This window comes from Rhodoferax sp. TH121 (assembly GCF_002251855.1).
GTDB lineage: Bacteria > Pseudomonadota > Gammaproteobacteria > Burkholderiales > Burkholderiaceae_C > Allorhodoferax.
Map to the genome: position 1 here is coordinate 574922 of NZ_NOXW01000021.1, position 21119 is coordinate 596040.

Consider the following 21119-nt stretch of genomic DNA (forward strand, 5'->3'; position numbering starts at 1 on the left):
ACTGATTCGAGGCGCAGCGAAATCAGCGCACGGATCAGCACAAGGAGAGACTATGCAGAACACCCCGCAAGCCCACCCGAACGAGGAATACACCATGCCCTGTGCCGAGGCCTTGCTGGCCGGTACCATGGCGCTGATGACAGGCCACGTGCAGGCCTGCTGTGGAGCGCATCGTGAGGCCATGGTGGGCAAGATCGTCGCCAACCTCACTGCGCTGGCCGAGGATCCCTTGCTCTCGCCGGGTTTCAAGACCTTGCTGTGGGCCTTGCGCCAGCGCTGGCAAACCCAAGGCCAAGGGGCCCCACTGGCGCAGCTGCCTGCTGCCGAACGCAGCCTGTGGCACAGCAGCCCGGAGGCGGTGCAATGACGTCTGCGGTGGAAGCGCTACTGCAAGGTCACACGCCAGCCGCTCGCCATGGCAAACGCAGCGCGTACCGCCCCATGTGTGCATGCTGCGCGTCGGAGTCCGAAGTCCGCGAAGGCAAGCCCCAGCGCCAGAGCGGCAAGCGCCCGGTGCTGGCTTGGCGCACCCGCTTGGCCCAGCAGCCAACGCTGTCAGATGCTTCGCCTGACGCCCTCATTTAAGAGTCAAAAGTGCCAATAGCCATTACAGATACTGCGCAAGCAGCTATTGAAAACATAGCATTTGGAGGTCCTTCCGTGCTCAAGAATCTGCCAACACCCGAAGCCCTTTGCCACCACGAACACCCGGCGCCCGCTGCGTCGGGCTCACGCCGTCGGCGTTTGTGGGATTTGGACCACCATTGCCATTGCCCACTGGTCGGCGTGAGCTTGCCGATCGAAACCCTGCGCCGCTTGGTGAACAAGGCGCTGGGCGGCAGTGCCGTGGCCAACGACTACGAAGTGCACGCGGGCGCGGTGTCGGAGGCGGCGCGTCGTTGCAAGCTCTCGGAACTCATGCAGGCCGAGCTTGACGCCCGGTATGCGCGTGAAATCCAAACCTTCAAGTCCGCCAAGAGTGCTTTAGCCGTAGCGGAGTTGTGGATCAAATACCTGAAGGCGGGCGATGTGGCTGGCGCATTTTGGGCGGCGCTCAGCCACCCGCGTTGTGATGTGCCGCTTCAAGAGGCCATGTGCAAGGACTTGCACATGTTCCAGCACCAGGCGGGTGCCGGTGTGCGTCTGGAAATGGCCCGGTTCAACGCCCTGGCCGAAGAAAACGCTGTGCTGGGGCGCGAGCTGGGCAAAGTGCAAGAGCGCATCACCCGTGTGATGGCGCAAAAGACGTCGGAGCTGGAGCGTCTGCAAAGTGAGCTGCTGCAGGCCCGCGCGGAATGTATTGCCAAGGACAGCCGCATGGCCTTCATGGCGCAGGACTTGGAGGCTCTGCAAGCCACCATTCCGCAGTTGGAGGATCGGCAGCGCCTGCAAAAGCGTCTCGAACAGGTGACCCAGCGCCAGCAAGAGCTGGAGGCCCACAACGCCGACTTGCGACGGCGTCTTGCCGTGGCGGAGCGCGCGGCCTCAGAGCGCGCCGTTGTGGAGCGTTCAGCCCCTGAGTTGGTGGCCGTGCAAGACGTTCAGGCGGTCGTTGTGCAGCTCCACCAAAAGGTGGTGTTGTGCGTCGGAGGGCGCAGCGGCAACATTGCCAACTACCGCGACGTGGTGGAGCGCGTGGGCGGCAAGTTCGCCCACCACGACGGTGGGGTGGAGGACAACGCTTCGGTGCTGGACGCCAATTTGGCCGCTGCGGATTTGGTGATCTGCCAGACGGGCTGCATCAGCCACAACGCCTATTGGCGCGTCAAAGACTTTTGCAAACGCACGGGCAAGCGTTGCGTGTTTGTGGAGAACCCCAGCGCGTCATCTCTGGAGCGTGGCCTGGTCCAGATGGCATTGGCCAAGCCTGCGGTAGACGTTGTGGAGCAGGAGACCAAATAAAGTTGGCATTTGAATGTGAATGCGAATACTTCTCATGTAGAATAATTCACATCAAGTAGCAAGCCAAGCCAATAGGGGCGTCTCACCGGACGCCCTTTGCATGTGCCAAGCCAGCCAATGTGAAACAACCGTTTTTCCAAAAGGTGGTGTATGGCACGTATCCGTGTGTCCGGGCAGTTTTCGCTGACCCGGCTTTCTTTGTGTTTGGGTTTGGCGTTTGGTAGCCACGGGGTGTGGGCGCAAGACGCTGCCATGCCATCCATGGGGACGCTCAAAGAGGTGGTCATTAGTGGCAGCCGTGTGGAGCAGGACATTGATGAGGTGTCCGCGACGATTACGACCATAAATGCGGATGACATTACTAACAAGAACCCCGGGGATTTGTCGGATCTGCTGAAAGATGAAGTTGGCGTTTCTGTGCGCGTGCCTCCGAATCGCGCCACCGCAGGATCTAGTACCGGGCGTGGTGGCAATGAGGGTGTGAATATACGTGGCATGGAGGGGGACCAGGTGCGCTTGCAGGTGGATGGTGTGAGTCTTCCTGCCTCTTTTTCGAATGGGCCGCATTTTGTGGGGCGTGGCGATGCGATGGATCCGGAAGGTTTCAAGCGCGTTGAGATTTTGCGGGGCGCATCCAGTACGCAATTCGGTTCGGATGGCCTGGCGGGCGCCGTGAGCTTTATGACCAAAGATCCTGGCGATCTCTTGACCCTGGGAAACCCAACCCAGTTCAACGTCAAACTGGGCTATTCCTCCGCAGATCGTTCGTGGCAACTTGCGCCAAGCTTTGCCTTCAAGGGGGATACGGTGCAGGGCATGGTGTTGACCAGCCTGCGAAACGGTCATGAAACGGAAACCAAGGGCACGAATGCCACGGCTACGACAAGCCGCACAGCCGCCAACCCCACGGACTTCCAGTCTGGTTATTTGCTGTCCAAGTTCATTCTCACCCCCGATCGCACGCACCAGATCAAGCTCACGGCCGAAACGTTGCGCCGAGAAACAGAGTCGAACGTTCTCTCTGCACGCTCTGCAACCCAAACCAATTTCGCGACCGACGATGCCGTTGATCGCGATCTGCTCAAGCTGGACTATCGCTACACGCCGGCCAATGCGTGGTTCGATGTGCTGTCTACCAGCATCTACAACCAGCAGTATTACAACCAGCAGTTTTCGTTGGATGAACGGTCGGTCAACCCCTTGATGCGGACCCGAGACCGCAAGTTTTGGAATGACACTTGGGGTGCCAGCGTGCAGGCTGAAAGCAATTTTGGGAAAGACGCGGCGCACCGCCTTGTGACGGGCGTCGACTTCACATACTCTGACATTACGTCGATTTATTCCGGTGCCTATACACCGAGGAATGCTGCGCTTACAGGTTGTACTACCGTGGCATCTCCAGCCTCCTTGTGCGCTCCTTTCCCGACGCAGAAGAACTTTCCCGATACCAAGTATTTGACGCTGGGTGCTTTTGTCCAAGACGACATAGATTTTGGTGGTTTCAGTGTTGCGCCCGGTTTGCGGTACGACGCATTCAGGCTTGACCCGCAATCGGATGCGTATTACCAAGTGAGCAACACGGTGGCTCCATCTGCGTTGAGTGGCGGTGCCCTATCACCCCGACTGGGTGGTGTCTGGAAAATTTCACCGATGCTGCAGCCTTTCGCGCAGTACGCTCGCGGCTTTCGGGCGCCCAAGCCCGACCAAGTCAATGGTGGTAGCGGAACCAACTTGTCAGCAACATCGCCCTACATGTCTATTGGTAACCCGGATCTGAAGCCGGAAACAAGTGATACCTATGAGTTGGGTATGCGTGGCAAAGAGGCCACATACCGCTACAGTGCGACTGTCTTCCACAGCCGCTATCGCGATTTCATCAGCAACAAGATAGTGAGTGGGGCTGGAACGGTGGCGAGCCCCAGCGTGTACCAATCAGTCAACCTGAGCGAAGTCGTCATCAGTGGTTTTGAGCTGCGTGGTGACATTGCATTGAACCGCAACTGGAGCCTGTCTGCAGCCTATGCTCATGCGAAGGGCGACGTCTACGAAGGCGCAACCACCAAACCCCTCAATAGCATCGACCCCGACAAGCTGGTGGTCGGACTGAATTATTCCCGTGGTGCACTGTGGGGTGTCAGTATGAATGTGACCACTGTCGAGCGCCCAGATCGCCCTGAGACGACAACCCTAGTCAAGCCCGCAGGCTACACCGTGGTCGACCTGACGGGTTGGTACCAGTTTGGGAAAGCCACCTCTTTGCAGGCAGGGATCGGCAACCTGTTTGACGAGAAGTACGTTCAATGGGCTGATGTCCGGGATTTGGCTGCCAGCAGCACGATCATTGACGCCTACACCCAACCCGGCCGCAATTTCAAAGTGAGTTTGACCCACAGTTTCTGACGGTGAGGGCACCGTTTGCCGGAAGCGCTTTCGGGGGCTTCCGGCTTTTTTTCTCAAAGAATGCAATGACTGATATGACATGGTGCAAGGGCTGGCGCCGGCTCGTTTCCTGGGCAGCTTGGGTGCTGGGTGGCTGGCTGTTGCCGTCCATGGGCTTTGCCGCATCGCTGTTGTTTGTGACCACGGGCCCCATCACACCTGGCAAGTTCACTGTCCTGTCTGCAGCCGCTGCGCCTTACGGTGTCAAGGTCGAGGCCAAGTTCATTGAAAAGCTGGGTGTGGTTGATGCTCGCCTTTGGGCGGGGTATGACATGGTGTTGTTTGATGCACCGCGCGACCATATCCAGGACGCTGTGGCCGCTAAGGTTAAAGACGCGTTGCCCGCGCTGGCGCAAGCTAAAACGCCTGTGCTGTGGCTGCACACCAGCAAGCCCCAGTGGTCCCACCTGTCGGATGATCTTGCCAAGCGTTTGCATGCCTATTACGTGAATGGTGGGCGCACCAACAGTGCCGGTTTTTTTGCAACCGTAGCGGCCCATTTGGCCAAGAAACCATGGATGCATATAGCTGCGCCCCAGGTATTTCCGGCGACGGCCATCTACCATCCCAAGGCACCTGCGCTAGTGTTTGCGGATACGGCGTCCTATCTGCGCTGGAAGGGAGCTCCCAAGGGTAAACCGGTGATTGGCGTGGCCTTCCACCAGCAGGCGATTGCGGCCGAGCAGACCGGCATGATCGATGACTTCATCTCCCGCATCGAAGCTGCTGGGGCAGTGCCTTTGGCCTTTTACAGCCCGGTGATGGACAACGATGCGAACACCAAGATTCTTGCGCCTGGGGGCAAACCCCTGGCCGATGTGCTGATCACCACGCAGATCATGTTGAACCCGGAGGGGCGGCGCACCGAGTTCGAGAAGTTGGGCATTCCGGTGATCCAGGCCATGGCCTACCGCAAGGGCAGTGTCGATGCCTGGTGGAACGACAGTGCAGGGATTGCGCTCATGGATGTGCCGTTTTACCTGGCTCAGCCTGAGTACGCAGGGGTCCACGACATCATGGTGGCGGCGGCCACCGACATTGACGATCAGCTACGTGCGATTCCAGAACAGGCCGACGCGGTGGTGGGCAAGGCCTTGGGGCTGGCCCGCTTGGCCCGTGCTGCCAATGCGGACAAAAAAGTAGCCATCATGTTCTGGAACTACCCTGCTGGGGAGAAGAACCTGGGCGCTTCTTTCATGAACCTACCCACCAGCTTGCACAGCACATTGGCTGCCATGAAAGCCGATGGGTACCGTACCGACGCGATGGACGCAGCCACCCTGACGCGCAACCTGCAGCGGCTGCTAACGCCGTTTTACCGGCCCGGCGGCGTAGCGCACGAGATGGAGGCGCTGGTGCGCGATGGCCTGGCTGAGCTGATGCCATTGGCAACCTACAAAAAGTGGTTGGACACCCTGCCCGAAGAGCGGCGCGAGGTCTGGTCGTCCGCCGTCGCTCAGCCTGAAAAATCGGTGTTTCTGGTGCGCCGCAATGGGGAAGCCTTTTTTGCCATTCCGCGTCTCAAGCTGGGCAATGTGGTCATCATGCCGCAGCCGCCACGCGGAGAGCCCATCGGAGGAGGCTTGTATGCAAAGAGCAAGGAGATTTACCACTCCACCACGGCCGCGCCACCCCATTCCTACATGGCGGGCTACTTGTGGACCCGCGCGCAGTTCAAGGCCGACGCGCTGATTCACTTCGGTACCCACGGCACACAGGAATGGTTGCCAGGCAAGGAGCGTGGCCTGTGGGTGCATGACTACCCACTGATGGCATTGGGCAATGTTCCGGTGATTTATCCCTACATCGTGGACAACATTGGCGAAGCGACGCAAACCAAACGCCGTGGCCGTGCAGTCAACATCAGCCACCAGACGCCACCATTTGCGCCCGCCGGTCTGCACGCCGTGTTGACCAAGCTGCACGACGATTTGCATGCCTGGCTGGCCCAGGACCAAGGGGCGGTGAAGGAACAGCTGCGCCTGTCCATCACTGCCCTGGTACGCAAGGAGCGTATAGACCGCGACATGGCCTGGACGCCGGAACGCATGGAGCGCGATTTCCCAGCCTTTATCACTGCCTTGCACGACCACCTGCATGAGCTGGCCACCACGGCGCAGCCGCTGGGCCTGCACACCTTTGGGCAGGGTTCGGACGAGCAAGGACGCCTCTACACGGTACTTATGATGTTGGGCGCGCCGTTCTGGGAGGCGGCAGCCACCCTGGCCGATGGCAATGACCTGGAGGCTGACGAGGCGCTAATTGCAGATTACGCCAAGATGGCCCAGACGGCACCTTACAGGCTGCTGGCCAAGCATGCGGTACAAGGCCAGCCCACCGATGGTTTGCCGCCCAAGCTCAAGGCCATGGTTGAGCAAGGACGGCGCTGGTACATCGACTTGCAAGCCGAAGGTGAAACCCGCGGACTGCTGGCTGCGTTGAGCGGCCGCTACGTCCCCACGTCTTATGGTGGTGACCCGATCAAGAACCCCGACAGCCTGCCCACAGGGCGTAATCTGTATGGTTTTGACCCCACCCGTGTGCCCACCAAGGCCGCATGGGCGGCAGGTAAGGAAGCATTGGACAAGCTGGTGCTTGCACACCAGCAGAAGACCGGTGTGACGCCTTCGAAGTTCACCTTCACGCTCTGGTCCGTCGAGACCATGCGCCACATGGGGATGTTGGAGGCCCAGGCCCTGTGGGCCATGGGCGTGGAGCCGGTGTGGGATGCCGGTGGCCGCGTGACCGATGTGAAGCTGGTGCCGCGCAAAGACCTGGGGCGCCCGCGCATTGACGTGGTGCTGTCGGCCACCGGTTTGTACCGCGACCATTTCCCCAATGTCATGAAACAGCTGGCGCGTGCGGCACAACTCGCATCGCAGGCGACGGCCGAAGCAGACAATGCGGTGGCCAAGAATGCCAAGACCATCACCAGCCAACTGCAGGCCCAGGGCTGGCGTGCCGACGCGGCGCAGCGCGCAGGGGAGACGCGGATTTTCTCGGGCGCCTCGGGCAACTATGGCTCGGGGCTGGATGACGCGGCCTTGGCCACCGACACCTGGAAAACCAAGGAAGAGGGCGACCGCAAGATGGCTGAGCTGTATTTGCGCAAAATGCAGTTTGCCTACGGACCGGTGGAGGCAGATTGGGGTAAGAGTGGCAGTGATCTGGCCCGCGAGGCTGGAGGCAGCAGCGGAGGTGCCAGCATGAATCTTTACGCCGCCCACCTCAGGGGGACCCAAGGCGCGGTGCTGGCCCGCAGCTCCAACCTCTACGGCATGCTCACTACCGACGACCCCTTTCAGTATCTGGGTGGTATCGCTACGGCAGTGCGCTACCTGGACGGTAAAGCGCCTGAGTTGTTCATCTCCAATCTGCGCGGTACGGGCTCGGGCAAGGCCGAGGATGCCGCGGGCTTTCTGTCCAAAGAGCTGGCTACGCGCAACTTCCATCCAGGCTATATCCAGGGCTTGATGAAAGAGGGCTACGCGGGCACCCTGCAGATGCTGGACGGGATCAACAACTTCACCGGCTGGACCACGGTGGCACGCGAGATTGTGCGGGACGACCAATGGCAGGAATTCGCCGATGTGTATGTGCGGGACAAACACCAGCTCGGCATGCGCCAGTACATGGAAAAGAACAACCCCCACGCCCTGGCCCAGATGATGGAGCGCATGCTGGAGATGGCCCGTCAGGGGTACTGGCAGGCTGATGCCACCACCGTGGAGGAGCTGAAGGCGCGCTACACCGATTTGGCGCAGCGCTTTGACGTGCGCACCAGCAACACCACCTTCCAGGAGTTTGTCGGTTTGTCTGGCTATGGTCTGGGCCAATCGGTGGACGGCGCGGTGACCGCTGCAGCCCCGGCGTCCGCCCGTCCGGCCACGGTTGCACCGCCCTCTGAGGCTGCTGAGTCACGACGTGTGGAGCCTTCCGAATCTCCCTTGATTGAAGGTATGAAGCTGGAGAAAGTGAGCGAACCTGTGGTCCAGGCCTTGAGCACCATGCTCGTGTTGGCCATGGGTGTGTTGTTGATGACGCCGGCCATTGGGGCCTGGCGCCAATGGAGAAAAGCATGAGAAACCAACGATGGGCCATCACCCTGTGCCTTGGTCTTGGCGTATGCCTGAGCGGCGGCGCCATGGCCCAAACGCCGGCCCAAGCGCCGCACGCGCTGCAGGGCCGTATCTGGGATACACGCACAGAGCAGTTCATTTCCGAGCCCCTGCTGTACCAGCGCGCGGCGGCCGCGCGTTATGTGTTGCTGGGCGAGAAGCACGACAGCGAAGCCCACCACGCGCGGCAGTTGGATGTACTGCGAGGCATGGCAGCCTTGGGCGCGCAGCCTGCGCTGGCCATGGAGCAGCTGGATGCTGAGCACCAGGACGCACTGAGCCGCGCGCAGTCGGCCGGCCAGACGGATGCGGACGCCTTGGCCGATGCAGGCCAGCTCAACCGCAAGGGCTGGCGTTGGCCCATGTACAAGGACTTGATAGCTTTCGCGGCCCAGCGCCAGTGGCCCCTACGTGCGGCCAATCTCTCGCGTGCCGAAGCCCGCAAGATCGCCCTGGGCGAAGTGACCCCGGCATTGCATGCGGCCACATCCGCGCAGTTGGAGGCATTGGAAAACGACGTGGTGCAAGGCCACTGCGGCCACCGCCCCGAGTCTGCGCGTTTGGCCGGCATTGTGGCGGCGCAGCGTGCACGTGATGCACGCATGGCCCAGGTGCTGGATGCTGTGGCGGGCCCGGTGGTGCTGATTGCCGGAGCGGGTCACGTGCGCAGCGACCGCGCAGTGCCGCGTTACCTGGCCGCCCCCGATCAAGCCTTGGCGATTGCCATGGTCGAGACGGAAGTCGGCAAAGCTAAGCCTGACGAATATGACCGCGCGGGCTTTGATGTGCTGTGGTTCACCGAGCCCGGTGAAGTGCGGCCTGACCCGTGTGCCACGCCCTTGCCGGGCCTGGCGGCACCTGCTGCCAAACCCTTAGTCCCTTCAACCCCATCTCCCAATCCCAAGCCTTAAGGAAATCCCATGAGCCAAAGCTCGACGATTGAAATTTTCATGTACCAGGTGGGGCAGCTATTTTTGCTGCCGGTGCTGGCCCTGGTGGCCCTGCTGTTTGTGTATGCGCTGTATGTGCTGGGCTCGTTCACAGTGCAGGCTGTGCAACGTCGCAATCCTGCCAAGTTGGCGGGCTATCCCTTGATGCGCTACGTGGAAAACCGCCCCGAAGCCACCGAAGACGAGTTGGACCTGTTTGCCCACAAGCTGCTGGAGCCCGAGCGCCTGGCCAGCCGCATCGCGCCCATGCTGGGCTTGGTGGGCACGATGATTCCCATGGGGCCGGCACTCAAGTCCTTGTCAGATGGCAATTTGGCCCAAGTCTCTGGCAGCCTGACGGTAGCGTTCTCTGCGGTGATTCTGGCGCTGATCGCGGCCAGCATTACCTATTGGGTTGCCAATGTACGCCGCCGTTGGCTGGCCGAGGAGTTGGTCTCTCTGCAGCAAAGGAAAATCCTATGAGCTTGAAGTTGCTGCACGAACCCGAGAACGACGACCCCATCCTCTCGGTGGTGAACATCATCGATATCTTTCTGGTCATCATCGCCGCGCTGCTCATTACGGTGGCACAAAACCCCATGCTCAACGCCTTCAGCAAGCAGGACGTGACGGTGATCACCGACGCCGGCAAGCCCACCATGGAGATGATGGTCAAAAAAGGCGAGAAGATTGAGCGCTACAAGTCCAGCGGCCAGATCGGGCAGGGCGAGGGCGCCAAGGCAGGGACGGCTTACCGCATGAAGGACGGCGGTATCGTCTACGTGCCGGAATAGCCATTTGTTAGTGAGAGTGGCACCTGGCCCTCGTAGATATTGCGCGAGCAGCTATGAAAATCATAGTGAAATGTCTACGAGGATAGAGGGCAATTTGCCACTGTGCCGCCCCAAGGCCTCTGGACCGCTTGGCGGCCAGCGGCGATCGCCAAATTAGCCCCCTTGGGGGAAGCGACCCGCGCAACGGCGGAGCGTGGGGGCCTAGTACACCAACCGCTCCGGGTGAATCTCCTGCAAGATGGTGGTGGCGATCTCTTCGATGGACTTGGTGGTGGTCGATAGCCAGCGGATGCCGGTGCGCCGCATCATCGCTTCGGCCTCGCTCACTTCCATGCGGCAGTTCTCCAGCGAGGCGTACTTGGAGTTGGGGCGCCGCTCGTTGCGGATTTCGGAAAGGCGCTCGGGCTGGATAGTTAGCCCGAAAATCTTGCCTTTGTGCGGCACCAGCGCCGGCGGTAGTTGGCGGCGTTCAAAGTCCTCAGGAATCAGCGGGTAGTTGGATGCCTTGAGGCCGTATTGCATGGCCAGGTAGAGCGAGGTCGGCGTCTTGCCGCTGCGGCTCACGCCCACCAGAATCACATCACTTTGCTCCAGGTCGCGATTGCTCTGGCCGTCGTCATGCGCCAATGAGAAATTGATTGCCTCGATACGGTCTTGGTATTCTTTGCTCTTGCTGGCGTCGCTGAACCGGCCAATGCGGTGGTTGGACTTGATGCCCAGCTCGTTCTCCAGCGGGTGCACAAACATGCCAAACATGTCCAGCAGCATGCCTTGGCAGCCCTCCTGGATGACTTTGAGCACCTCCATGTTCACCAGCGTGGTGAACACAATCGGCTTGTTGCCATCCACCACCCCGGTGTGGTTGATCTGGCGCACGGCCTGGTGGGCCTTGTCGGCCGTGTCCACAAAGGGCAGGCGCACATGGCGTGCCTTCATCTCAAACTGCGCCAGGATGGCGTTGCCAAAGGTTTCAGCGGTGATGCCGGTGCCGTCGGAAATGAAAAATACGGTGCGTTGGGGCATGGTGCGGGGTCCTGGGTGTCAGTGATTTGCAAGCGCTCACGGGTTTTCCGGTGGTCGGCGGGCTGCGCCTGCCACCTACAATCAGTGCAATTTAGCGCATTTGGTAACTGCTTCGTAATTCCATAACAGCAACAACAGAAAACGAACGGTCGTGCGCTGCGGCAAGCGGGTGAGGTTTCCCCGCGGGGCCCTGTAAAGGTTTTAACTTCTGGAGCATCCTATGTCTAAACTTTTCAACCCGACCGACCTGGTCGTCCCCTTCGAGCTGCTGCGCATGGCCGATGTGGAATCCGTGGGGGGCAAAAACGCCTCCCTGGGGGAGATGATTTCGCAACTGCCGCAAGGCGTGAAAGTCCCCACGGGCTTTGCCACCACGGCGCACGCCTTCCGCCAGTTTCTTGCTCACGCCGGTTTGGCCGACAAGATCAGCGCCAAACTCAAGAACCTGGACACCGAGGACGTGCGTGCCCTAGCGCAGGTGGGTGCCGAAATCCGCGCCATGGTGGAGGCTCAGCCTTTCCCGGCCGATCTGGAAAAAGCCATCCGTGAAGCCTTTGCCACTCTGTCTGCGGGTAACGCCCAGGCCAGCTTTGCCGTGCGCTCGTCTGCCACGGCCGAAGATTTGCCCGACGCGTCTTTCGCGGGCCAGCAGGAAACCTTCCTCAACGTGGTCGGCATCGAAGACGTACTGCACAAGATGAAAGAGGTGTTTGCCTCCCTCTACAACGACCGCGCCATCAGCTACCGCGTGCACAAGGGCTTTGCCCACGACGTGGTGGCCCTGTCCGCCGGCGTGCAGCGCATGGTGCGCTCCGATCTGGGCGCTGCGGGCGTGATGTTCACCATCGACACCGAATCCGGTTTTGACCAAGTGGTGTTCATCACCAGCAGCTACGGTCTGGGCGAAACCGTGGTGCAAGGCGCCGTGAATCCGGATGAGTTCTATGTGCACAAGCCCATGCTGAAAGCTGGCAAGCGCGCGCTGATTCGCCGCAATCTGGGCTCCAAGCTGCTGCAAATGGTGTTTTCCACATCGGAGGAAAAGGCTGCGAGCGGCAAGCTGGTCAAGACCACCGATGTGCCGACTGAGCTACGCAACCGCTATTCGCTGACCGACGCCGATGTGGAGCAACTGGCCCAATACGCGCTGGTAATCGAAGAGCACTATGGCCGTCCCATGGACATCGAGTGGGGCAAGGACGGCGTGGATGGACAGCTCTACATCCTGCAGGCCCGCCCAGAAACGGTGAAGAGTCAGGCCGGCACCCAGGCCGAGTACCGCTACAAGCTCAAGGGCAAAGGCAATGTGCTGGCCGAAGGCCGTGCCATTGGCCAGAAAATTGGCACCGGCCCGGTACGCATCGTGCACAACATCAACGAGATGGACGCCGTGCAGGCGGGCGATATCCTGGTGACCGACATGACCGACCCGAACTGGGAGCCGGTCATGAAGCGTGCCAGCGCCATCGTCACCAACCGCGGCGGCCGCACATGCCACGCCGCCATCATTGCGCGCGAACTCGGCATTCCGGCCGTGGTGGGCTGTGGCAATGCCACCGACCTGCTCAAAGACGGTATGTTGGTGACCGTGAGCTGCGCCGAGGGCGATACCGGCTTCATCTACGACGGTCTGCTGGAGACTGAAGTGTCCGAAGTGCAGCGCGGCGCGATGCCCGAGATCCCCGTCAAGATCATGATGAACGTGGGCAACCCCCAGCTGGCGTTTGACTTCTGCCAGTTGCCCAACCAGGGTGTGGGCCTGGCGCGTCTGGAGTTCATCATCAACAACAACATTGGCGTACACCCCAAGGCCATCCTGGACTACCCCAACATCGACAGTGACCTGAAGAAGGCTGTCGAGTCGGTGGCCCGCGGCCATGCGTCACCCCGCGCCTTCTACGTGGACCGCGTGGCCGAAGGTGTGGCCACCATTGCCGCAGCGTTCTGGCCCAAACCCGTCATCGTCCGGCTGTCGGACTTCAAGAGCAACGAGTACCGCAAGCTGATCGGTGGTAGTCGCTATGAGCCCGAGGAAGAAAACCCGATGCTGGGCTTCCGTGGCGCCGTGCGTTACACCAGCACCGAGTTCGGTGAAGCCTTTGCCATGGAGTGTGAAGCCCTGAAGCGCGTGCGCAACGACATGGGCCTGACCAATGTGCAGGTCATGGTGCCCTTCGTGCGGACTTTGGGCCAGGCGAAGAAAGTGACCGAGCTTTTGGGCCGCCATGGCCTACGCCGTGGCGAAAACGAGCTCAAGCTGGTGATGATGTGCGAGATCCCAAGCAACGCCATCTTGGCCGATCAGTTCCTAGAGTACTTCGACGGCTTCTCCATCGGTTCCAATGACCTGACCCAGCTCACCCTGGGCCTGGACCGCGATTCCGGCCTGGAGCTGCTGGCAGCTGATTTTGATGAGCGTGACCCTGCTGTCAAGGCACTGATCAGCCTGGCCATTGAAGCCTGCAAGCGCCAAGGCAAGTACATCGGCATCTGTGGTCAAGGCCCCAGCGACCACCCTGACTTTGCGCAATGGCTGGAGCAGCAGGGCATTTCGTCTATCTCCCTGAACCCTGACTCGGTGGTTGCCACCTGGCAGCAGCTCGCCAGCAAATGACGGCGGCGGCAAGCCCACGCCGGTGGCGCCTGCATGCAGGGCTGCTGGCGCTGTGGTTTGCTGTGTCATTTGGCGTGGTGTTCTTCGCCAATGACCTGCAGCAGGAATTTTGGGGGTGGCCTGTGGGTTTCTGGTTTGCCGCACAGGGGGCTGTGCTGGCTTTCATTGCCATCGTGGTGGTGTTTGCCTGGCGCGTGAACCGGCGCAACACGGAAACCCTGGGCTTTGACCCGGATGCTTACAGCCGTTACGAGCGGCGCTTGCACCGTCGCTTTGCCCTCTACGTACTGCTTGTTCTGCTGTTTATTGCTGCATTGGCCGTGGCGGAGAGTATGGGCCTGTCCAAGCCCTGGGTGGCCGGCATTTTTCTCTCCACCACCTTGGTGCTTTATGCCGTCATTGGCGTGGTGGGCCGTACCGCCGATGCCAATGAATATTACGTGGCGGGACGCCGTGTACCTGCTATGTACAACGGCATGGCTACGGCCGCCGACTGGATGAGTGCTGCTTCTTTTATCAGCATGGCCGGTGGCTTGTACTTGCAGGGCTTTTCGGGGGCGGGAGGGCAGCCCGGTGGCCTGGCCTATGTCCTGGGCTGGACAGGCGGCTTTTGTCTGGTCGCGCTGCTGGTGGCGCCCTATCTGCGGCGCATGCGTCTTTACACGGTGCCTGACTATTTCGCCGTGCGCTTCGGTGGGCGCTGGCCCCGCATGCTGGCGGCCATGGCTGCGGTCTTGTGTTCCTTTACCTACGTGGTCGCACAAATCTACGGTGTGGGTTTGATCACTTCACGCCTGACAGGTGTGCACTTTGAGATCGGCATCCTGCTGGGGTTGGGTGGTGTCTTGGTTTGCTCCTTTCTGGGCGGCATGCGGGCCGTGACCTGGACGCAGGTGACGCAGTACGTAGTCATTATTCTGGCCTTTTTGATTCCGGTGTCTTGGCTGTCTTACAAACAGACAGGCAACCCCTTGGCGCCGCTGGCTTATGGGCAGCAATTGGCCAAGATTGCAGACTTGGAGCGGCAATTCAAGGCCTCTCCCCTTGAGCAAGAAGTCGTTGAAATTTACGCCCAGCGTGCACGCGAGTTGGAGCGCAAGTTGCAAAACGTGGAGGAGTCTCTACAGCACGAGCGCCAACAGCTGCGCCGCCAGCTACGTGCCCTCGGTGACCAGAAGGCCGATGATGCCCGTGCCCAGGAGCTGCGCCGCGAACTGGCAGCCTTGCCCAAAGATGCCAACGCGGCGCGTGAGCGGTGGGCCAAAGCACTGGCGGACAATCTGGAGCGTGCCCAGCCCTTGGGGGGCATGCCTGCCCACACGCGGCCTTACGCGGGTAGCCCGGAGGGCACGGTGCAGGATCAAGCCGACTTCGACAGTGCACGGGCCAATTTCCTGGCGTTGATGTTCTGCCTGATGGTGGGAACTGCCGGCCTGCCGCATTTGCTCACGCGTTACTACACCACGCCCTCGGTGGCCGAGGCGCGTCGCTCGGTGGCTTGGTCTTTGGTGTTCATTGCCTTGCTCTATTTGTCGGCCCCGGCGCTCGCTGTTTTGGTCAAGTACGAGGTGATGGCGCATTTGGTGGGGCAGCCTATGGATGCACTGCCGCACTGGATAGCCCAGTGGTCGCGCGATCCGTCTCTGCTGATGGCGGTGGATGTCAATGGTGACCAGATCTTGCAGTTCGCAGAGCTCAAGATCGGCCCGGATCTGGTGATGCTCGCCACCCCCGAAATTGGCGGCTTGCCCTATGTGGTGTCGGTGTTGGTGGCGGCGGGCGGTTTGGCTGCCGCACTGTCGACGGCAGACGGATTGTTGCTGACCATCGGAAATGCATTGGCCCATGATGTGTACTTTGAAGGCAATAGCAATAAAGCCCAGGCTATGCGCCGTGTCATGTGGTCCAAATTTGCCCTTCTGGTGGTGGCCTTGGTGGCCGCCTATGCGGCTGCGCAGCGGCCAGCTGGAATTTTGTATTTGGTGTCTGCGTCTTTCTCCCTGGCGGGGGCGGCTTTTGTGCCGGCCATGGTGCTCGGCATTTTTTGGCCGGGCATGACGCGATCGGGGGCTGTGGGCGGCATGTTGACCGGTTTGGGGGTCACGGTCTACTACATGGCCATTAACCTGCCTTGGGTACGCCAGAGCTTTGGCCTGCAAGGCGATGGGCTGTGGTGGGGCATTCAGCCTATTTCGGCAGGGGTGTTTGGTGTCTGCGCCGGTGTCATGGCGTGTGTATTGTGTAGTTGGCTGGGAAAACCTGACCCCGTCCCTGAGCGCGATTTGGCCCCGCATCTGGGCTGAGCTATAATCGCGGGCTTCGCCTTGCTGCACCCCGTTTTAGACGCCGGGGGCAGCTTTCACTCAGACCGGCACGCAAGTGCTGCGAAATCCTCAAGGAGTATCAATGCGTCATTATGAAATCATCCTCATGATCCACCCGGATCAGAGCGAACAAGTTCCTGCCATGCTGGAGCGTTACAAGGGCATGATCACCGCTGGCGGTGGCAAGGTGCACCGTGTTGAAGATTGGGGCCGTCGTCAGATGGTGTACATGATCAACAAGCTGGCCAAGGCCCACTACCTGTGCGTCAACATCGAAGCCGACCAGGCTGTGATGTCTGAGCTGGAACATGCGTTCAAGTTCAACGACGCCGTGTTGCGCCACCTCACCGTGCTGAAGAAGAAAGCCGAAACCGGTCCTTCTTCCATGATGAAAACCGTGGAACGTGAAGACGCACGCAAGGCCCAACAGGCCGAGTACCAAGCGTAAACACGCATTTGCCTGAGAAGGAGTGCAAACCAACTCACTGGTTTTAAGTGCTTGTATCGCAGAGGTTGAGTCCATGCGGTACACACCGGCCGGCATACCTGCCCTGAATCTGCGGCTCGAACACGAGTCTCAGGTGCCAGAAGCAGGAAGCCAGCGAACCGTGAAGGTGGTGGTGAAAGCAGTGGCTTTCGGCACATTGGCGGAGCGGCTTGCAAGGCAGGCCATCGGCAGTGTCTGGAGGTTTAGCGGTTTTCTTGCCAATGCGCGTCAAGGCAAATCCCTCGTGTTTCACATTCAAGAATTTTTGCCAGACTAATTTTTTAGGAGTCCATCATGCCCGGACCAAAACGTTTCAACAAAGACAAGCGCCCCAAGCGCAACACCCAATCGCTGCTGTTCAAGCGCAAGCGCTTTTGCCGCTTCACCGTGACTGGCGTTGAAGAAATCGACTACAAAGACATCGACACTTTGCGTGATTTCATTGCCGAGAACGGCAAGATCATCCCCGCACGCCTGACCGGCACCCGCGCGATTTTCCAGCGCCAACTGAACACCGCTATCAAGCGCGCTCGCTTCCTGGCGATGCTGCCTTACAGCGACCAGCACAAGATCTAAGGAGCTCCAACCATGCAAATCATTCTGCTCGACAAGGTTGTGAACCTCGGCAACCTGGGCGAAATCGTCAAGGTCAAAGACGGCTACGCCCGTAACTTCCTGATCCCGTCCGGCCGTGCACGCCGCGCTACCGAAGCTGCCAAGGCAGAGTTCGAAGCCAAGCGCGCTGAACTGGAAAAGGCCGCAGCGGCCAAGCTGGCTGAATGCCAAGCTCTGGGCGAAAAGCTCGGCGGCACTACCATCAAGCTGACCCAAAAGGCTGGCGTGGATGGCCGTTTGTTTGGTTCCGTGACCAACTACGACATCGCTGAAGAGCTGGCCAAGGGTGGCTACAAAGTTGCCAAGTCCCAGATCCGTATGCCCAACGGTCCGATCAAGATCGTCAGCGACAGCACCGTGAGCGTGGCTTTGCACACGGACGTGGTGGTCGATATCACCGTGTCTGTATACGGCGAAACTGCCTAACAGCACCCCGAAGACTGGCCCGGTAACGGGACGGTTCTCACCAAAAGCCGCCGGGGCAGGTCCCTTGCGGCTTTTGTGTTTTTGGGAGCGACTTATCCCGCCCTTTGCACAGTTTGCCCACAACTTGCCCCCAGCCTTTGCCCTCGACGTGTACCTGCGGGCCGCTTAGGATGCAAGGTTCCAAGGAAATTGACCATGTCTGCCGTTTTGTCTCCCAGCGAAGGTTTTGAACCCGACCGCCAAATCGCACAACTGCGGGTGCCTCCGCACTCCATTGAAGGTGAGTCCAGTGTGTTGGGCGGCTTGTTACTCGACAACGAGGCCTGGGACCGGGTGGGTGATGTGGTGGTGGATACCGATTTCTACCGCCACGAACACCGCTTGATTTACGCCTCGATCGGCACACTGATCAATGGCAACAAACCTGCCGATGTGATCACGGTATTTGAGCATCTCCAAAGCCAGGGCAAAGCCGAGGAGATTGGCGGGCTGACCTACCTGAACTCTTTGGCGCAATATGTGCCTAGCGCCAGCAATATTCGGCGCTATGCCGAAATCGTGCGTGACCGGTCTATCCTGCGCAAGTTGGTCAGCGCCAGTGACGAGATCGCCACCAATGCCTTCAACCCCAAGGGGCGTGCGGTGTCCGAGATTGTGGACGAGTCCGAGCAAAAGATCTTCAACATCGGTGAAGCCGGCAAGCGTAACAAGCAGGGCTTCCAGGCCATGGACACGCTGGTGGTCAACCTGCTGGACCGTGTGCAGGAAATGGCCGACAACCCCAATGACGTGACCGGTGTTCCCACTGGCTTTATCGACTTTGACCGCATGACGGCCGGTTTGCAGGCCGGCGACCTGATTGTGCTCGCCGCACGTCCGTCCATGGGCAAGACCGCGCTGGCCATCAACATTGCCGAACACGTGGCTTTGAACGAGGGCCTGCCAGTCGCCATTTTCTCCATGGAAATGGGTGCGGCCCAGTTGGCGGTTCGTATCGTGGGCTCCATCGGTCGCATTGACCAGGGCCATTTGCGTACCGGCAAACTCAGCGACGACGAGTGGCCGCGCCTGTCTGAGGCCATCGAGAAGTTGCGCACCATTTCCCTGCACATAGACGAAAGTGCGGGCCTGAACTCCAGTGAGGTACGTGCCAATGCACGCCGTCTGGCGCGCCAGTGCGGCCAGCTGGGTCTGATCGTGGTGGATTACTTGCAGCTCATGAGTGGCAGCAGCGGAGACGGCGAAAACCGCGCGACCGAGCTGGGCGAAATTTCCCGAGGGTTGAAGATGCTGGCGCGTGAACTGAAGTGCCCGGTGATTGCGCTCTCGCAGCTCAACCGCTCGGTAGAGCAACGCCCCGACAAACGCCCCATGATGAGTGACTTGCGCGAATCCGGCGCCATCGAGCAGGATGCGGACATCATCATGTTCATCTACCGTGACGAGTACTACACCAAGGACCAGTGCAAGGAGCCCGGCGTGGCCGAGGTCATCATCGCCAAGCAGCGTAATGGCCCCACGGGTACAGTCAAACTGGCATTCATGAACCGCTTCACCAAGTTTGAGAATCTGGCCCATGGTGGCATGGGCGGTGGCGACGACTACTGATTCTGAAGGTCATGAAAGACAAGGGCTGGATGCCAAATTGGCCTCCAGCCCTTGTCTTTATTGCGCGAGCAGCTATGGAATCAATAGCGCTTCACACCGGGGATCTCAGAGTACCTCGCTCGCAAAGTCCGCCAGGCGCGAGCGCTCGCCACGTGCCAGCGTGATGTGGCCGCCGTGTGGCCAGCCCTTGAACTTGTCCACCGCAAAGGTCAGGCCCGAGGAGCCTTCTGTGAGGTAGGGCGTGTCGATCTGCGCCAGGTTGCCCATGCAGATGATCTTGGTGCCGGGGCCGGCACGCGTGATCAGGGTTTTCATCTGTTTGGGAGTCAGGTTTTGCGCTTCGTCGATGATCACGTACTTGTTCAGGAAGGTGCGCCCGCGCATGAAGTTCATGCTCTTGATCTTCACGCGGCTGCGGATCAATTCGTTGGTAGCCGCACGGCCCCATTCGCCGGCGCTGGTGTCGGTCTTGCCCAGCACTTCCAGGTTGTCGTCCAGCGCGCCCATCCAGGGACCCATCTTTTCTTCTTCGGTGCCGGGCAGGAAGCCGATGTCCTCGCCCACGCTCACGGTGGCGCGGGTGACGATGATTTCGGTGTAGCGGCGGTCATCTAGCACTTGCGTCAGGCCGGCGGCCAGGGCCATCAGCGTCTTGCCGGTGCCGGCCGTACCAGTCAGGGTGACGAAGTCGACTTCTGGGTCCGTGAGCAGGTTCATGGCGAAGTTCTGCTCGCGGTTGCGCGTAGTGATGCCCCAGACTGCATTCTTCAGGTGGTTGAAGTCTTTCAGTGTCTTGAGCACTGCCGTGGTGCCGCGGATCTCGGTCACACGGGCATAGAGGCTGGGCTCGCCAGGAGACTCGAAGTAGACAAACTGGTTGATCAGCATGCTGGGTACCACGGGTCCGTCCACCTTGTAGAAGGTGTGCGGGCCTTGCTGCCAGCTTTCCACGCCTTGACCGTGGGTGGCCCAGAAGTCGGAGGGCAGGGCGAGCGCACCGGAGTACAGCAGGTCGCCATCTTCCAGGGTCTTGTCGTTCTGGTAATCGTCGGTGGCCAAGCCCAATGCGCGCGCCTTCACGCGCATGTTGATGTCCTTGGACACCAGAACCACCTCACGTGGGGCGTAGTGCTGGCGCAAGGCCTCGACCACGCCGAGGATCTGGTTGTCCGCCTTGCCTTGGGGCAGGCTGGTGGGCAGCGTGTAGTTCAGGGGCTGGGTCTGGAACATCAACTTGCCGCGCGCATCCTTGTGGCCTGTGCTGTCGAGCTGGAAACCGGCTGTGATGTCGGCGCCGGGGGTGCCTGCCAGCGCGTCGAGTGTGCGGCTGGTCTGGCGGGCGTTGCGCGCCACTTCGGTCATGCCCTTTTTGTGGCCGTCCAGTTCCTCCAGCACGATCATGGGGAGATAGATGTCATGTTCCTCAAAGCGGAAAAGGCACATCGGGTCGTGCATCAGCACATTGGTGTCAAGCACAAACAGCTTGGTAGGGCCACTGGCTGCGGACTTCTTGCTGCGGCGTACGGGTGACACTGCCGATTTCGGTGCTGTCGCAGCCGGCACCGGGGTACTCGCTGGCGCGGTGACGGGGCTATGTGTCAACGCTGCTGTTTGGGGCTTCTTGCTGGTTACCGAAGGCTCCGATTTGCTGCGTGTAACTGGGGCAGCAGGGGGCGGCGTTTCAGTCTGCGGTGTCTTGCGCTGGGGGCGCAGGGCGGCTCGTGCGGGTGCGTCAAAGTCTTTGGCGGTCAGGCGATCGGCGCGCTTGGACGGGGCAGTGGGCAATGGCATGGAGTGGGCTCGCAGAAGATGGAGAGTGAGAAACAGATGCCAGAAAAAC

Annotated in this window: 17 protein-coding genes; 15 read left to right on the plus strand and 2 right to left on the minus strand. The window is 60.2% G+C overall.

Annotated features, from left to right (window positions below; all coding sequences use genetic code 11):
* The first annotated feature begins 52 nt into the window (after nt 1-52).
* The 8 genes from CHU94_RS12790 (at nt 53) to CHU94_RS12825 (ending at nt 10182) form a co-directional block, all read left to right on the plus strand.
* Nucleotides 53-367, plus strand: a complete 315-nt coding sequence (locus CHU94_RS12790; protein ID WP_094480414.1) for a hypothetical protein — start codon at nt 53-55, stop codon at nt 365-367.
* Nucleotides 364-585 (plus strand): hypothetical protein, encoded by a 222-nt coding sequence (locus CHU94_RS12795; RefSeq protein ID WP_094480416.1) that lies wholly within the window; start codon nt 364-366, stop codon nt 583-585. Before CHU94_RS12790 ends, CHU94_RS12795 begins: the two co-directional genes overlap by 4 nt.
* Before the next feature lie 75 nt (nt 586-660).
* A complete protein-coding gene (locus CHU94_RS12800) occupies nt 661-1902 on the plus strand; it encodes a DUF2325 domain-containing protein (RefSeq protein ID WP_255033940.1) in 1242 nt (413 codons plus the stop codon).
* 150 nt (nt 1903-2052) lie between these two features.
* Nucleotides 2053-4302 (plus strand): TonB-dependent hemoglobin/transferrin/lactoferrin family receptor, encoded by a 2250-nt coding sequence (locus CHU94_RS12805; RefSeq protein ID WP_094480418.1) that lies wholly within the window; start codon nt 2053-2055, stop codon nt 4300-4302.
* Between the two features lie 65 nt (nt 4303-4367).
* Nucleotides 4368-8423, plus strand: coding sequence for a cobaltochelatase subunit CobN (gene cobN, locus CHU94_RS12810; protein ID WP_255033941.1), 4056 nt, complete (start codon nt 4368-4370; stop codon nt 8421-8423).
* The gene (locus tag CHU94_RS12815) at nt 8420-9370 is read left to right on the plus strand and encodes a ChaN family lipoprotein (RefSeq protein ID WP_176452019.1); all 951 of its coding nucleotides are present in this window, start codon (nt 8420-8422) and stop codon (nt 9368-9370) included. Before cobN ends, CHU94_RS12815 begins: the two co-directional genes overlap by 4 nt.
* Nucleotides 9371-9379: 9 nt before the next feature.
* A complete protein-coding gene (locus CHU94_RS12820; protein ID WP_255033942.1) occupies nt 9380-9871 on the plus strand; it encodes a MotA/TolQ/ExbB proton channel family protein in 492 nt (163 codons plus the stop codon).
* 2 nt (nt 9872-9873) lie between these two features.
* Nucleotides 9874-10182 (plus strand): DUF2149 domain-containing protein, encoded by a 309-nt coding sequence (locus tag CHU94_RS12825; RefSeq protein ID WP_081708677.1) that lies wholly within the window; start codon nt 9874-9876, stop codon nt 10180-10182.
* 201 nt (nt 10183-10383) lie between these two features.
* On the opposite strand, the gene CHU94_RS12830 is transcribed toward CHU94_RS12825, so the two are convergent.
* Complete coding sequence (locus CHU94_RS12830; protein WP_094480424.1) at nt 10384-11205, minus strand: pyruvate, water dikinase regulatory protein; 822 nt, start codon at nt 11203-11205, stop codon at nt 10384-10386.
* 220 nt (nt 11206-11425) lie between these two features.
* On the opposite strand from CHU94_RS12830, the gene ppsA reads away from it, so the two are divergent.
* The 7 genes from ppsA (at nt 11426) to dnaB (ending at nt 19279) form a co-directional block, all read left to right on the plus strand.
* Nucleotides 11426-13819: a phosphoenolpyruvate synthase gene (ppsA, locus tag CHU94_RS12835; protein ID WP_094480426.1), complete on the plus strand. Its 2394-nt coding sequence runs from the start codon at nt 11426-11428 to the stop codon at nt 13817-13819.
* Nucleotides 13816-16122 (plus strand): VC_2705 family sodium/solute symporter, encoded by a 2307-nt coding sequence (locus CHU94_RS12840; protein ID WP_094480428.1) that lies wholly within the window; start codon nt 13816-13818, stop codon nt 16120-16122. Before ppsA ends, CHU94_RS12840 begins: the two co-directional genes overlap by 4 nt.
* A gap of 103 nt (nt 16123-16225) precedes the next feature.
* Complete coding sequence (gene rpsF / locus CHU94_RS12845) at nt 16226-16591, plus strand: 30S ribosomal protein S6 (protein WP_029708817.1); 366 nt, start codon at nt 16226-16228, stop codon at nt 16589-16591.
* 22 nt (nt 16592-16613) lie between these two features.
* Complete coding sequence (gene priB, locus CHU94_RS12850) at nt 16614-16907, plus strand: primosomal replication protein N (RefSeq protein ID WP_255033943.1); 294 nt, start codon at nt 16614-16616, stop codon at nt 16905-16907.
* 17 nt (nt 16908-16924) lie between these two features.
* Nucleotides 16925-17206 (plus strand): 30S ribosomal protein S18, encoded by a 282-nt coding sequence (rpsR, locus tag CHU94_RS12855; protein ID WP_029708819.1) that lies wholly within the window; start codon nt 16925-16927, stop codon nt 17204-17206.
* A gap of 12 nt (nt 17207-17218) precedes the next feature.
* Nucleotides 17219-17671 carry a 50S ribosomal protein L9 gene (gene rplI / locus CHU94_RS12860; protein WP_094480432.1) on the plus strand — a complete coding sequence of 151 codons (453 nt, stop codon included), beginning with the start codon at nt 17219-17221 and terminating at the stop codon, nt 17669-17671.
* 195 nt (nt 17672-17866) lie between these two features.
* Nucleotides 17867-19279, plus strand: a complete 1413-nt coding sequence (gene dnaB / locus CHU94_RS12865; protein WP_094480434.1) for a replicative DNA helicase — start codon at nt 17867-17869, stop codon at nt 19277-19279.
* A 105-nt stretch (nt 19280-19384) separates the two neighbouring features.
* Here the strand turns inward: dnaB and CHU94_RS12870 are convergent, their stop codons facing one another.
* Nucleotides 19385-21070, minus strand: coding sequence for a PhoH family protein (locus CHU94_RS12870; protein ID WP_094480436.1), 1686 nt, complete (start codon nt 21068-21070; stop codon nt 19385-19387).
* Nucleotides 21071-21119 lie beyond the last annotated feature (49 nt).

Bases quoted from the DNA above. Each gene is read 5' to 3' on its own strand.
- rplI (WP_094480432.1), top strand. From the start codon at position 17,219: ATGCAAATCATTCTGCTCGACAAGGTTGTGAACCTCGGCAACCTGGGC.
- CHU94_RS12840 (WP_094480428.1), top strand. From the start codon at position 13,816: ATGACGGCGGCGGCAAGCCCACGCCGGTGGCGCCTGCATGCAGGGCTG.
- ppsA (WP_094480426.1), top strand. From the start codon at position 11,426: ATGTCTAAACTTTTCAACCCGACCGACCTGGTCGTCCCCTTCGAGCTG.
- CHU94_RS12805 (WP_094480418.1), top strand. From the start codon at position 2,053: ATGGCACGTATCCGTGTGTCCGGGCAGTTTTCGCTGACCCGGCTTTCT.
- rpsF (WP_029708817.1), top strand. From the start codon at position 16,226: ATGCGTCATTATGAAATCATCCTCATGATCCACCCGGATCAGAGCGAA.
- CHU94_RS12790 (WP_094480414.1), top strand. From the start codon at position 53: ATGCAGAACACCCCGCAAGCCCACCCGAACGAGGAATACACCATGCCC.
- rpsR (WP_029708819.1), top strand. From the start codon at position 16,925: ATGCCCGGACCAAAACGTTTCAACAAAGACAAGCGCCCCAAGCGCAAC.
- CHU94_RS12815 (WP_176452019.1), top strand. From the start codon at position 8,420: ATGAGAAACCAACGATGGGCCATCACCCTGTGCCTTGGTCTTGGCGTA.
- dnaB (WP_094480434.1), top strand. From the start codon at position 17,867: ATGTCTGCCGTTTTGTCTCCCAGCGAAGGTTTTGAACCCGACCGCCAA.
- CHU94_RS12830 (WP_094480424.1), bottom strand. From the start codon at position 11,205: ATGCCCCAACGCACCGTATTTTTCATTTCCGACGGCACCGGCATCACC.
- CHU94_RS12870 (WP_094480436.1), bottom strand. From the start codon at position 21,070: ATGCCATTGCCCACTGCCCCGTCCAAGCGCGCCGATCGCCTGACCGCC.
- cobN (WP_255033941.1), top strand. From the start codon at position 4,368: ATGACTGATATGACATGGTGCAAGGGCTGGCGCCGGCTCGTTTCCTGG.
- CHU94_RS12795 (WP_094480416.1), top strand. From the start codon at position 364: ATGACGTCTGCGGTGGAAGCGCTACTGCAAGGTCACACGCCAGCCGCT.
- CHU94_RS12820 (WP_255033942.1), top strand. From the start codon at position 9,380: ATGAGCCAAAGCTCGACGATTGAAATTTTCATGTACCAGGTGGGGCAG.